General features: G+C 40.4%; 11 protein-coding genes. 5 read left to right on the top strand and 6 right to left on the bottom strand.

Annotation, left to right across the window (positions count from 1 at the left end):
- Positions 1-74 precede the first annotated feature (74 nt).
- Positions 75-4,184: a phosphodiester glycosidase family protein gene (locus IEV52_RS16650; protein ID WP_188403607.1), complete on the bottom strand. Its 4,110-nt coding sequence runs from the start codon at positions 4,182-4,184 to the stop codon at positions 75-77.
- 338 nt (positions 4,185-4,522) lie between these two features.
- Positions 4,523-4,657: a YjcZ family sporulation protein gene (locus IEV52_RS16645; protein ID WP_077363080.1), complete on the bottom strand. Its 135-nt coding sequence runs from the start codon at positions 4,655-4,657 to the stop codon at positions 4,523-4,525.
- A 169-nt stretch (positions 4,658-4,826) separates the two neighbouring features.
- Here IEV52_RS16645 and IEV52_RS16640 point away from each other — a divergent pair, with 169 nt between their 5' ends.
- The 3 genes from IEV52_RS16640 to IEV52_RS16630 all read left to right on the top strand — a co-directional run bounded on the left by IEV52_RS16640 (position 4,827) and on the right by IEV52_RS16630 (position 8,258).
- Positions 4,827-5,363 (top strand): 2'-5' RNA ligase family protein, encoded by a 537-nt coding sequence (locus IEV52_RS16640; protein ID WP_188403606.1) that lies wholly within the window; start codon positions 4,827-4,829, stop codon positions 5,361-5,363.
- A gap of 83 nt (positions 5,364-5,446) precedes the next feature.
- Positions 5,447-5,908: a large conductance mechanosensitive channel protein MscL gene (gene mscL, locus IEV52_RS16635; protein ID WP_188403605.1), complete on the top strand. Its 462-nt coding sequence runs from the start codon at positions 5,447-5,449 to the stop codon at positions 5,906-5,908.
- A 67-nt stretch (positions 5,909-5,975) separates the two neighbouring features.
- Positions 5,976-8,258: an ATP-dependent DNA helicase gene (locus IEV52_RS16630; protein ID WP_188403604.1), complete on the top strand. Its 2,283-nt coding sequence runs from the start codon at positions 5,976-5,978 to the stop codon at positions 8,256-8,258.
- A 40-nt stretch (positions 8,259-8,298) separates the two neighbouring features.
- Here IEV52_RS16630 and IEV52_RS16625 read toward each other — a convergent pair whose 3' ends face one another.
- Positions 8,299-8,994, bottom strand: coding sequence for a class I SAM-dependent methyltransferase (locus IEV52_RS16625; RefSeq protein WP_188403603.1), 696 nt, complete (start codon positions 8,992-8,994; stop codon positions 8,299-8,301).
- A gap of 324 nt (positions 8,995-9,318) precedes the next feature.
- Positions 9,319-10,005, bottom strand: a complete 687-nt coding sequence (locus IEV52_RS16620; RefSeq protein ID WP_268234782.1) for a class I SAM-dependent methyltransferase — start codon at positions 10,003-10,005, stop codon at positions 9,319-9,321.
- Positions 10,006-10,230: 225 nt separating this feature from the next.
- Here IEV52_RS16620 and IEV52_RS16615 point away from each other — a divergent pair, with 225 nt between their 5' ends.
- Positions 10,231-11,433 carry a M20 family metallopeptidase gene (locus IEV52_RS16615; protein ID WP_276208308.1) on the top strand — a complete coding sequence of 401 codons (1,203 nt, stop codon included), beginning with the start codon at positions 10,231-10,233 and terminating at the stop codon, positions 11,431-11,433.
- 46 nt (positions 11,434-11,479) lie between these two features.
- Here IEV52_RS16615 and IEV52_RS16610 read toward each other — a convergent pair whose 3' ends face one another.
- Both IEV52_RS16610 and IEV52_RS16605 read right to left on the bottom strand, forming a co-directional pair.
- Positions 11,480-11,728 (bottom strand): hypothetical protein, encoded by a 249-nt coding sequence (locus IEV52_RS16610; RefSeq protein WP_188403601.1) that lies wholly within the window; start codon positions 11,726-11,728, stop codon positions 11,480-11,482.
- 80 nt (positions 11,729-11,808) lie between these two features.
- Complete coding sequence (locus IEV52_RS16605; RefSeq protein WP_188403600.1) at positions 11,809-12,696, bottom strand: LysR family transcriptional regulator; 888 nt, start codon at positions 12,694-12,696, stop codon at positions 11,809-11,811.
- 129 nt (positions 12,697-12,825) lie between these two features.
- Here IEV52_RS16605 and IEV52_RS16600 point away from each other — a divergent pair, with 129 nt between their 5' ends.
- Positions 12,826-14,085: an MFS transporter gene (locus tag IEV52_RS16600; RefSeq protein ID WP_188403599.1), complete on the top strand. Its 1,260-nt coding sequence runs from the start codon at positions 12,826-12,828 to the stop codon at positions 14,083-14,085.
- The last annotated feature ends 16 nt before the right edge of the window (positions 14,086-14,101 follow it).

Below are 14,101 nucleotides of genomic sequence, written 5' to 3'. Positions count from 1 at the left end.
TCATTTAAAAATTACAAAAAACTGGCTGTAAGATCATTAAATGACCTCATCCAGCCAGTTTCCCACTTTATCTATTATTCTTCATCTTCATAAATCTCGTTGATGACAGTAAATGTATCAATTAATTCTCCATCTGATGAAGTGGTCGTAAACGTAATTTGTTCCTTATCCACTTTTGCATGCATGGATACTGCGATATTATCCATGTTAACAAAGTCAAATTTCTCATCAGCAACAGCATCATAATGTTTGTTTCCAGTTGTACCGGCTACAACATATACCGTTCCGTTAGGATCTTCTTTTCCGGCTTTTAGTTTCTTTGTTCTGCCGTAAGAATGGTCATGGCCAGAGAATACAAGATCAATTCCTAGTTCATCTGCTACAGGAGGAATTTTTTCTTTCATGATCTCGTTACCGCCAAACGGGTTTGTATAGTATGGAGGCTTATGTGTGACAAGGATTTTCCAAGGCTTATCCGAATTATTCATATCCTTCTTTAACCACTCTAGCTGTTGGTTCAAAACATCAGAATCTGTTGTATATCCGAGTACAGAGATATGCATATTGTTGTAATCGACCGAATACGTACCCCCTTTATCTACGTCTGGTCCGTTACCAGGCAGGTTAAAGATAGATTTTGCCAACGATCCGTCCGCATCTCCCATGTATTCATGGTTCCCTAGGGCAGTGATTAGATCTGTAGAACGAATGTTGTCATAACTGCTTATTGTTGTTAAGGCATCATCCCATTGCTTGAACTTTGAAGACTCGTCAATCAAATCACCGACGTGAATCATAAAAGATAAATCTTTCTTGTCCAGATCACCAAGTATTTTATTAAAGTGTGATAGATCTGATGGGGACTGAGTATCACCTAATACTGCGAATTCAAAGCTTTGTTTTCTTTTTAAGGTAGTAAACTCATTAAACGCTGACCAGTTAGTACCATCACCAACACGGTAAATGTAAGTTGTATCTTGCTGTAGTTTTTGAAGAAGCACTTTATTTAAACGAACGATACCGTTTTTCTTAATGTCCAGTTCTCCCGAGAATACGTGGTTGCTTCCCGTTCCATTTTTAGTCATTAGCGATGTCATGCCATTACGCTCAAAATCTTTTTTCTTTGCGTATTGAATAACAGTGGATTGTTCTTCCGCTAATGGACTCGACATCCACGTTAAGCCCTTCGTCTGATATGGATCACCTGTTGTTGATGAGATGATATTCTTAAATTCTGTATCACCTGCAAGAGCTGGATATGTTTGAGTATTGATTTTATATGAATACTTACCGTCTTTAACGGCATAAAGAGTAACCTTCTTGATTTCATCTGTAAAAGAATCTGCGGCAAGCGTTCCGTTCGTATCCGTTTTTCCTAATAAAACAGGTTCTTTTTCGCCATCGATCAAGGCAAAAATCTCAGCACCAGCAACCACGTCCTTTTTCTGATCATTAACAGAAAGTATAGTCGGCTTTCCGATTAAAATTGGCTCGTGTGTCAAACTGATCGCTGCTTTTACTGGTACACTGACAGATTTCATGGAGAAGGTAGGGACGAAGTTCTCAGCTTTTGGCTCACTGTAAATGATGCTTCCTTCTATCATTTCATACGTGAATTCGCTGCCTTCTTTTGTTCCTGCAGGAATATCGACTTGAATGGTTGCAGATTCCGCAGTGGCACCTGTTTCTCCAGTGTTAATCATGTTTAACGTCAGAATTCCTGTTTCTGAATCATAGGTTGAGGTGCTTTCTTGAAAAGCATCTGGGAACGAAACGTTCTTAACAGGATACCCTTTATTCATTTGTATACGGATCGTTGAACGAGAGATATCTGCCGGTTTAGTCATGCTTACGCCAAGGTTAAAAGTATCTCCTAAGTAAGCTTCTTCTTGTGGTGAAAGAAGCTCGACCTTTGAAGAACCTGTTTCAACTGTAAAATAGCTAGTATGAACAGCTTGGTTTCCAAATTTATCTGGAACAATCACAGTTACTTTATGTGTTCCATCAGCCCACTTATAGCCGCTGAGGGAAACAGAACCATCCATATCGTAGGAGAAGTGTCCTTTTGCATCAGCATAATTTATGCCATCCACCAGAACGCGGATTTTTTCCCAGTCGATACCTGTTTTAAAAGGATCATCTTCATATTCATTTACTTTCGCCGTGATTGTTACTTCATTTGAAGTGTAGTTCTTTCCGTCTGTGTTTACAGATTGAACAACGGGAGGGAAAAGATCATCTACTTTCTCCCCGTATACCGCACGAATGTTATCAAAATAGATGGATCCCTTTGTCATTGGGCCAGTGAGGCCGGATCTCGTAGACATCATCCGTATGGTTTGGGTTGCTGATAATTTAAAAGGACCCGTAAACGAAGATGGGATCTCGGCCTCAATGTACTTCCAGCCTGTCCAGTCGATTCCAGGTTTTTCACCTGTTAGATTGATCGTCTGATTTTTCCCGTTGCCATCCACAATCAGCATCCTAAGCCAATATCCTTGTGCTTCAGGAGTCCCGTAAACCCACATCCCGATACTTGAGGGATTACCCTCGATAGGGGTATGTGTGCCAGGTCCCGAATAAACACCGAGTGTCGTTCCTGTTTGCGCATTTGTAAAATCAAAATCAAGTTTCAATGACTGATTATCAAAACGAACGGGCTCGGGGAATTCAGATAGTGATAGTGTTCCTTTTTCACCGCGCCCTGCGGTAGACGTTTTCCAATTGCCTAATTCATTTTCAAAGCTATGAACAACGATCGGCAGCTGACCTACAGAAACCTTTAATTGCGCTTCAAGAGATGTTCCCTTTAACCGTGCCGTGATGGTTCCTTTTACGTTCTGATCTCCCGTTTGAAGAATACCATTCTTGTCAATTGTTCCTATACCTTCTGGGATATCAAAATCAATGTCCTGCAGATTCCATTTCACGTTTCTTTTTTGAAATCGTGTAACGAGATCAATCGCTCTTTGGCTGTTTTTTGCAACTGTTAACTCGGTTGAACCAAAGTACATTTCATCTGGCTTCTCAATTTCAATGATACTTTTTCCAACTTCTGCACCATCGCGTTTTAAAAGGATATGGAATTGGCCTGTTTTTCCACTAGAAATAAACGTACCTTCTTCATCAATGGTTCCGAAAGATGGATCAGAAAGCTCCCACGTTAACCCTGCAGCAGGAAGTGGGGCAGAAGCTTTAGACTTGTCCAATCCTTTTGCTGAAAAATCTATTGTTGAACCAGGCGTGAACGATTTATCATAAGGTTCGATGTGAGCAGAATGAAAGACGTGATCAGAAGGTTCTTTTGTCACAACTAGCCAAGAGTTTGCCACACTTCTTTCATTTCGGTCAGATGGCTGGTTGTCCACCTCTAGCACATCGTCACCAAGCTTGCGGGAAGCAAATGTGGAAGAGCCTCCGCCATCAAGGTTAAGTGCATGAACAGCACCATGGTCGATCATTAGTTGCGCTAAGTCTTTCATCGATATCCCAGCAGAATAAGGTTCTTGTCTTCCATCAATGACAACAAAGAAAACATCGCCGTCCTCTTTAATCCCGACCGCTGTACGGGGTTCTTTATCTTGACCCGTTTGTGGAGTTTGATAGATTTGGCTGTTTCTGACTAAAACAGCATTTCCACCTAAAGCTTCTTTAAGATCAGCTTTAACCGTTTCATATTCAGAGGAGTTACCGATAACAGCTCCTCCGTTCTTCTTTATTCCAAAGAAGTTCCACGATTGCCCATTCGTCCCTTTTATAGTACGTCCATCTTTATAAACGATCCCGTGGGGTTCGCCGGTAGCCATGTTATAAAAATCAGCGTTTACGGCCGCAACCACTTGGTGATTCTCTTCATTGGCTGCATTTGCTTGTGTTCTTACAGGCTGTAAGCCAAATGCATCTCCATCATTAGGAGTTCCTGCCTCAATGGCAACGTTAGGATTATGTACATCCACTTCCACTACGAAACTCTCAATCTTTTTGCCTTCTTTGCTTTCAAAGCTATAGTGCTTTTCTTTCACACCAGGCGCTAGGTCTGCCCGGTACTCATTAATAGGAGTTTGAACAATCTCCGACACGAGATCGAACTCTCCTAAAGCAGAAGTCGTACCTGGTGATAAAGTGCCGCTCATTAAACTAAAGGCAAGGGCAGTGGGCAAAAGCTTTCTCCAATGTTTTTTCATTTCTTCCTCCTGTAAACATAAATTAGGGTTGCTAGATTTGGCATACAGGTTTACGATAATGGAAAAATATTAATTTACTGTTAGGATTTTGTAATGTATGTATATAGTTATACTAGAAAACCAAAGTGATTCTTACAATGGGGCGAAAGTAGTTTCATTTACTGGGTTAGGAGAACCATACTGATATGTAAAAGACCTGCTCTCCTAAGAGTGCAGGCCTTTTTCTCTCTCTGGTTTTTCTCTCTGTTATCATACGAGGGGTTGTTAAAGCAAAAGGTTTTAACGCAATTGATCATGAATGAATAAGCGCGTTTATTTCCATTCTGGAAATGAACTGATTAGCACCAGCCGCCGCCGTATCCACCGCCGTATCCACCGCCGTAACCACCGCACCAGCAGCACCCAACGATGATTAACAAGATAAATAGCACTACGATCAAAGCAAAGCTGTTTCCGTGTGACTTAAATCCCATGTAACCCACCTCCTTCTTTACAATGACAGAATATTAGGGGTACAAGTTAAAGGTTTGGGCGGAATTAGCCCATTTTTTCGGGACAAGAGCGGAAGCCATATTTTATAAATGGATATATTTACAGAAATCATAAATTCTGTATAATAACACCAAAAGGAGGGCGTTTACTATGTACGGCATTATGGCTTATTTGGATCAGGAAACAGAAGAAAGAGTAAACCAGTTACGAGATGGTATGAGGGAGGCAAGAATTGCTGATTATGGGATGCGTCCTCATGTTACAATTGCTACACATACCGAAATAGAGATTGTCGAGTTTAAAAAAGCGATGAAGAAATATTTTCATGGCGAGTCCGTCGTACCATTATTCTTTCCGTCACTCGGTATGTTTCTGGACAGTGGTACGTTATATGCAGCTCCAACAAAGAATGAGATCCTAAATCGTTTTCATCAGCGCTATCATGAACGGTTTAAATCCTATGTAGATCCAAAATCTTTATATGCTCCTGGTCAATGGGTTCCGCATTGTACGATAGCCAGTCATCTGACTCATGAGAAGTTGGTTGAAGCATTTGATTATTCTGTTAAAGATTTGAAACCCTTTCATGCAAAATTAGAAAGCGTTGCCTTGTTAGAACTAGAGTTTGAAGCTGATGTTTGTACAAATGTGAAAGATATTCTGACGGTGGAACTAAAAAAAGAATAAATGGATTGCTGGATGATGACGTTTTAAGAAGGATGCTGTATGGTTATACATATAAATAGCGATACAGAAAGGAACTTTTGTGGATGTGGAACGAATTTAAAACATTTATCATGCGCGGTAATGTGATCGACCTTGCGATAGGGGTCATTATCGGAGCTGCTTTCAGCAAGATTGTAACTTCACTTGTTGATGATGTAATTATGCCTCCTATTGGCCTGCTGCTTGGAAAAGTAGATTTTAGCAACCTGTACATAAATTTAGGAAAAGGGGATTATGCAACCTTGGCTGAAGCACAAAAGGCCGGGGCAGCCACGTTGAATTATGGGCTGTTTATTAATACGCTGATTAACTTTTTCATTATAGCTCTCGTTATTTTCTTCGTAGTAAAGCAGATCAACCGTCTGAAAAAGAAAGAAGAGTTAAAAGAACCAGATACAAAAGAATGCAAATATTGCTTGTCAACGATTCCGCTAAGAGCGGTTAAGTGTCAAAACTGTACGGCAGATCTTAACGATGAAGCCGTGGCAAATCAGTCATCTGAATAAGATGGCTGTTTTTTTGCTTTATGCTACTATTGAATTATTACGATAACAAAAATCAGGAGGTGACTTCATGTCCCGTTCTGTGAATATCTCTGTCCGCTCTCTCGTAGAATATGTTTACCGTTCAGGCAGTATCCAATCGGGATTTAAGTCGACCTCTTCATTAATAGAAGGTACAAAAGCCCATCAAACGATACAAAAAACATATGAAGAAGCAGATGCGGCTGAAGTGTACTTACAAACGAACTATACCTATGAAGATATAGAATATATAGTAGAGGGCCGCTGTGATGGTCTTCTTTCGCGTGAGGAAGCCGTAACAATCGACGAGATTAAGTCTACAGCAAGAAATTTAGATGAGATTACGAGAGAATCTTATCCTGTTCACTGGGCTCAAGCGAAGTGTTATGCCTATATGTACATAAAAAAAGAGAATAGAGAGAAAGTGGCGGTACAGCTCACTTACGTTCATGTCGATTCTGGTGAACAAAAGAAGTTTGAAGAAGAGGTAACGTCAGATGAGTTGGAAGAGTTTATGCTCCAGCTTGTGAAAAGCTATGCACCATATGCGAAGCTCAAGATCCATAATTCAGAAAAGAGAGATGAGAGCATCCGTGATCTCGCTTTTCCATATGCAAGTTATCGAAATGGCCAGCGGAACTTTGCAGGAGCTGTCTATAAAACGATTGCTGATAAAAAAACACTTTTTGCGAATGCACCGACTGGAACAGGCAAAACCATCTCCACTCTTTTTCCAGCTGTTAAAGCAATCGGGGAGAAGAAAGCGGAAAAAATCTTTTATTTAACAGCGAAAACCTTAAACCGCAAGAATGCGGAAGAAGCTCTTCTATTGATGAAAGCACATGGATTGTTTTTGCAAAGTGTTACAATTACCGCAAAAGACAAAATATGCTTTAAAGAGGAAACCCGCTGTGACTCAGCTCATTGCGAGTTTGCAGACGGTTATTATGACCGGATAAATGGAGCGGTTCTGGATATATTGGAACATGAGACTGTTTTAGACAAAGCCATTATTTCGGAGTATGCAAAAAAACATAAAGTCTGTCCGTTCGAGTTCTCTATTGATCTTGCTTACGCGGCAGACAGTGTAATCTGTGATTATAACTATGTTTTTGATCCTCGAGTATCATTTAAACGTTTGTTTGAAGAACAAAAGAAACGGACTGTTCTCTTGATGGACGAGGCACATAACTTAGTGGATCGAGCGCGCGGTATGTATTCGGCTGAGATCATGAAATCTTCCTACTTACAGCTCTCCCGCCATTTTAAAAGGAAGCATGACGGTGTCTGGATAACAGCTAAAAGGATCAATGAAGAACTCTTACGATTAAAAAAAGAACACGGTGAAAGAGAAGCTGCAGTGCCTGGTATGACAGAGGAATTGATCGCCTTGCTGGAAGACTTTTTAGTACAAGCTGAACAGATACTCGCAAGCGGTGAAAGTGATGAGCAATTATTGGAAACTTTTTTTGAATCGCTGCAGATGGTAAAGATCTCACAATTTTATGATGAGCGGTTTGTTACATTTATCTCTCCATATAAAAGTGAAGTTAAAGTTCGTCTATTCTGCATGGATCCTTCCCAGCTTTTGTTTCAGACCGGTAAAAAATACGGATCACGCATCTTCTTCTCCGCGACACTCTCGCCGCTTTCTTATTTTAGAGAAATGCTTGGAGGAGAAGAAGAAGATTATGTGATCCGTATGCCGTCTCCATATGAAAAAGAGCAGCTGGATGTGTTCATTCAGCCACTGTCTACACGGTTTAAAGATCGAGAAAAAACGATAGAACCGATCGTAAACATGATTATAGATCTCGTAGAAAAAAGACCCGGAAACTACCTCGTCTTCTTCCCATCTTACCGCTATATGACGGATGTATTTGAACGTTTAGCTGAAGAGGATCCTGTGTTTCAGCCAATTGTGCAGCATCCCGCCATGACGGAGGAAGAGAGGGAGACGTTCTTAAACCATTTTGATTCTAAAGGAGAGAAGTCACTGGTCGGTTTTGCTGTTATGGGAGGTATTTTTTCTGAAGGAATCGACCTAAAAAGAGACAGACTTACTGGTGCAGTCATTATTGGAGTTGGTTTGCCGCAAGTTGGGCTAGAGCGTGACACGATGAAGGAATATTTTCAGAGTGCGGGCAAGAACGGGTATGACTTTGCGTACGTTTATCCCGGCATGAATAAAGTGCTGCAAGCAGGAGGCAGAGTGATCAGGTCAGAAGAAGACCGTGGGACACTTGTCCTCGTGGATGATCGTTTTTTAACGAGAAAGTATGTGGAGATGCTGCCAGAAGAGTGGGGGGATTTTAAAGTGCTAAACAAATAGATAATATAAAACACTTGGAGACAATGCTCCAAGTGTTTATTTATCGTTTAAATAGGCCTGCATTAAGGAAAGGTACTCCAAATGTATCAGCTGGCTGTGTAATATCTTTCATTTTACGCATTTCGACCTCTTCAAATTCAGAAAAAACTTCTCTTAATCGATCGAACGTATAGCCAAGACCTCCCTTCATCGTACGCTCTTTATACACGTCCATGTCGGGGATGTTTAACCCCATTCCTTCAGCATCAAAACAAGTTATGGCGAAATGGCCGCCCTCTGTTAAACAGCTGTTTAACAGATGTAAATAAGTGACACGTCGATGAGGGGGAATATGATGAAAACAACCAGAATCATAGATTACGTCATATTTGTGAATAGGCAGTTCTACTTTAAATATACTGCCTTGCATAAAGTTCACATGAACGTTCTTCTCAGCTGCCCGTTCACGTGCCCACTCAAGGCCCTCGTTAGAGAGATCAACTGCATCCACTTCAAAACCCTGTTGGGCAAGAAAAATGGCGTTTCGTCCTGGTCCGCAGCCGAGTTCCAGTACCCGTCCAGGCTTAATCCATCCTCGCTCTATATAGTTCACCAGATTTTCATCAGGTGCATCCACAAAAAAAGGAATCTTCTTATTTCGATCCTCATAAAAAGAGTTCCAAAAGGCACCTTCATCACGTAATAGGGAGTCCAGCATGTCATAAACATGTTCATTCTTTGTAATCAAATCTGTCAAAATATCTTCCGCCTTTCGTTTGAAAGTAGCTTCTGACTGACGGAGCTGTATACCTTTATTTTACCAAAATATAGCTTATAATAGGAGTGATTCAGCAGAATAATGGGGTGGGAAAAGTGGCAGAAACAACTGATTTCACTTTAAAAAAAGCGGGTCCTGAAGATGTTGCTGGTATAGCCAAAGTGTGTTCAAAAGGATGGCAACCTATGGTTATTTAGAAGATATACGTAAAATGTAAAGGTACGTTTATAAAGACGTACCTCCCATATGTTTTAGGACATCATTCGGTAAATGTGACTTCTTCACCTATATGAGTCCTTTTAATTAATCTATGATGGGTTTCTTACGCAGCAACAGTGATTGAAAATCCATGCTTCCCCCGGCTTCTGGAATGGTGTGAAAGTCTAGTACTTCAAAAAGGGGAGAAACAACATCTACTAGATCCTCATCTGTGTAAAAAGAAAAGAACCGTTTTGGCACATACGAATCATTTTCCCAGACACCTTCTGAATCTTGTCCGCCATAAACTCCCATATAAAACAATCCATCTTTCCTTAAAACAGTATGTATGTTCTTCAGAACGGCAGGCAGGCTTACTTTTGGTACATGAAGAAGGGTGTTCATCGCCCAAACAGCATCAAAGGATTCAGATTCAAAATGTAATGTGTAATAATCCATTACTTCTGCTTTTAATCCTTTATGGCGACATGTTTCAACCATTTTAGGTGAGAGATCGATGCACGTTACATCCATGTTGTGATCCATTAAGTATTTACCGTGCTGGCCAGACCCTGAACCGATATCGAGAACGTTTGTAAAATCATTTTTGTAAAGTGCCTCAATAAACGTATCGAGCTTGTTTATTTTCCATTCTTCTATCTCAGACTTACTGCGCAAATCGGCTTGTTGGTTATAGCTTGCTTTCAGACTTTCTTTTAACAAAAGATCCATGAATTTCTCTCCTTTATCGTAACCTGAAAATCGGTTTGAAAAGCAAAACAATAGATTCATTATAGCGGATGATGTCGAAGGGGTAAATTTCAAAATGAAAGAATATTCTGTACAGGAAAGCACTTACATCTCCCTCAGCCCTTGTCCCATCTTAACTCTAGTAAAATAGTAACTTTCTCAATGTCTTTTTGATTTTCTTATTTGTTGTTTGGTACTTACTAGGACTTTCATTAGCTCTTGGCGAATATATAAATAATCTAGATTTCATAGAAGGAGTGAACAGGTTTGGAACAATTATTTAACCGATTAGCCACCTATGCAGATGAAATGGTGGAAATTCGCAGATACCTTCATCAAAACCCTGAGCTTTCTTTTGAAGAAGTGGAAACTCCCGCATATATTGCTGCGTATCATAAAAAATTGGGATTAGATGTTCGCACAAACGTAGGCGGAAGAGGGGTAGTTGCAACTTTAAGAGGTGGAAAGCCCGGGAAGACCGTAGCACTGCGCGCAGACTTTGACGCACTGCCTATTCAAGAAGAAAATGATCTGCCCTATAAGTCTAAAGTGCCTGGTGTAATGCACGCATGCGGTCACGATGGTCATACCGCAACGCTGCTTGTATTGGCAAAAGTATTAGCAGAACTAAAAGAAGAACTCGAAGGCAATGTTGTTTTTATTCATCAGCACGCAGAAGAGCTTGCTCCAGGCGGTGCGCTCCCGATGATTGAAGATGGATGTTTAGATGGTGTTGATGTCATTTATGGAACACACTTGTGGGCAACGATGCCTAAGGGGACGATCGGTTACCGTACAGGTCCGGTCATGGCAGCAGCTGACTCATTTACCATTAAAATTCAAGGTAAAGGCGGTCATGGAGCGCAGCCACATAAAACGAAAGACAGCATTGTTATTGGTGCACAGCTTGTTTCGCACCTGCAGCAGATCGTAAGCCGTCGAGTAAACCCATTGGATGCAGCTGTTGTATCGGTAGGTGCCTTTGAAGCGAAGAATGCATTTAACGTAATCGCAGATACGGCAAAATTAACTGGAACCGTTCGGACATTTAAAGAAGATGTTCGCGCTGCGATTGAGCAAGAGATCGATCGTATTGCGAAAGGAACTTGCCTTGCATCTGATGCATCGTATGAATATGTGTATAGACGCGGGTATCCACCGGTTGTCAACCATAAAAAGGATACAGAATTCGTTGTCGATGTTGCAAAAAATGTACCTGGAGTGCAGCAACTAGAAGAGATCGAGCCACAGATGGGCGGAGAAGATTATTCGTACTATCTTGAAAGAGTACCAGGCACTTTCTTTTTTACGGGTGCAGAAGATGCAACATGGAAGGAAACATATCCTCACCATCATCCTAAATTTAAGATTAATGAAGATGCTTTGCTTATAGCTGCCAAGCTGCTTGGAGCAGCAACCCTTTCTTATTTAAAACAAAATGCAGAGAAAAAGGTAGAGTTAACGAAATAGAATATGTAAAAAAAGCCCCCTTTTAGGGAGGCTTTTTATTTAGGGATTATTCCCAACATTCGTCACATGAATTAGACGAATTAGAATTAGATGAATTAGAGTTGTTGCATTTTTTAGAGGATTTTTTAGATTTTTTTCTTTTTAAAGCAATGCTTAAAATAGACCGGATGGCTTCAACAGCTTCGCCTGTTCCAAGACCGTTTTCTTCAACTGTTTCTGTACCATTAGCAGCAGCTGTACCGTTTTGTTTTAAACCATTAACACCTAAACATTTCTTGCGTAATTTCTTACCCAATATGATCACCCCCACTATTACTATATGAAATGCTAGAGGGAGTGCTTGTACAAATCACCATTTTTTGTAATTTGAAACGTCTAATTTACAACGTAAGTAAAATGCTCTTTTGTAACTTCGAGAAACTTTTGAATCGCTGGTGATACCCATTTGTCTTTATGATGTCCAATAAATAAAGGCATTGGTTCAATCGGCTTAGTATATGGAATTATGATTAATTTGTTATCCTGAATTTCTTTTTCAACGGTTACATAAGGTAAGAAACCGACTCCAAGTCCAGTCATCACACATCTCTTTATAGCTTCGATGCTCCAAAGTTCCATCTTATGAGCAGGTGTGATTTGGTTTCGGCGTAAATAGTCTTCAAAATCAGTGCGATAGCTGCAGCCTTTTTCATTGGTGATGAAGCATTCGTCCCATTGTCCATTATTCATTTGATTAAATGTGGTTGCCTTTTCTGGTAAACCAACGAGTACTAAGTCTTCTTCATTCAGTTTAATGATTTTAACGTCCTTTGATGTGTTACGAATCAGCATGAAACCAACATCAATTTCTGATGAAATGAGCTGACTTTGAATTTCATTGCAATTAATGTTTAACAGCGAGATCCTTACATTTGGACATTGTTCACGATATGTTTTTAATATTTTATCTAGGTGATAGACAGTCATGGATTCCGCAGCTCCAATTTTAATTTCACCTGTTATCTCACCGTTAGACAGGTTAAGGTTCTGCATCTTTTCATATTCTTGCAATATTACCGTTGCGTGTTCCATCACTCGATGACCGACATCTGTTAAGACTACCTTTCGTCCCATTCGGTCAAAGATCGGCGCACCGATAAATTGTTCAAGGGCTTGAATATGAGAAGTTACAGTTGACTGCGTATAACCCATTTCATCAGCAGCCCCTGTAAAGCTTCCTTTTTCAATAATCATTTTTAATGTAACTAACTGGCGAAATTCCATGAATCCACCTCCACATGAATTATGTATATAGTATCAAAAATAATGATGGAACGAATAAATTATTTCAATTTTACAAATGGGAAAGATAAGAATTATAGTAAATGAAAGACATAACAGGGGGTTTAAAAGATGAAGAGGATTCACTATGGATGGGTGATGGTAGCTGTTGCTTTTATGATTTTGCTTACTGGTGCTGGAATTCGTTCGATGCCGAGTGTTTTAATGGTACCGCTTGAAACAGAATTTGATTGGAACCGGTCAGTTGTTTCAACATCACTTGCGATCAATCTACTGCTATACGGATTATTTGGTCCATTTGCTGCTGCACTCATGATGCGGTTTGGTATGAAGCGGGTTACCGGAACAGCATTGTTATTGCTTATTACTGGGGTATTCTCAACTCTTTGGATAGATTCACCATGGCAGTTAAATCTCTTATGGGGTGTTTTGATCGGAATAGGAAGCGGATCGACGGTCGTTCTTAGCACATTGATTGCCAATCGATGGTTTGTAGATAAAAGAGGATTGGTGATAGGGATATTAACGGCGAGCGGAGCAACTGGACAGATTATCTTTCTTCCGTTTTTGGCACAGCTTGTCTCAGAAAGAGGCTGGAAGCTGTCTATTTGGGCAGTAAGCATCGCCATAGCATTTGTGTTCTTTGTTGTATTATTTTTAATGAAAAACCATCCTGGTGATATAAAGCTGGCCCCCTATGGATCGAATAAAATCATTCACGAACCTCTTCAGCCGAAGTTGAATCCATTCACTCAGCCTATTCGAGAATTAAAGGGGGCGTCTCGCCACCTTGATTTCTGGCTGTTGGCCGGCAGCTTTTTCATTTGCGGTTTTTCAACAAACGGACTTATAGGAACTCATTTTATTCCAGCCTGTATCGATCACGGGATTTCAGAAGTGAAAGCGGCTAGTATGCTTGCTTTTATCGGTATTTTCGATATTTTTGGAACGATGCTCTCAGGCATCCTATCTGACCGTTTTAACAACCGATGGCTTTTATTTTGGTACTATGGATTACGAGGAATCTCTTTATTGTTTTTGCCCTTCGCACTGGATGCATCTCACTTTTATCTGTGGTTTTTTATTATCTTCTACGGTTTAGATTGGGTGGCAACGGTTCCTCCGACAATCAAACTAACTTCAGATATTTTTGGGAAAGAGCGAGCTGGCATTCTATTCGGGTGGATTATGGCAGCTCATCAGTTCGGTGCAGCGATCGCGGCATACAGTGGGGGACTGCTTCATGATATGTTAGGAAGCTATTATTTTAGTTTTCTTTCCGCAGGTGCGTTCTGTGTTCTTGCGAGTTTGATCGTTATGAAAATTGGTAGAACATCTAAAACTAGTATTCCTGCTGGTTACCAGGCGTAGGAGGTAAGACTTGATA

This window comes from Fictibacillus barbaricus, assembly GCF_014635025.1.
Classification (GTDB): Bacteria; Bacillota; Bacilli; order Bacillales; family Fictibacillaceae; genus Fictibacillus; species Fictibacillus barbaricus.
Note: the sequence above shows the minus strand (reverse complement) of the source record. Positions and strands in the feature narration are given on the sequence as shown.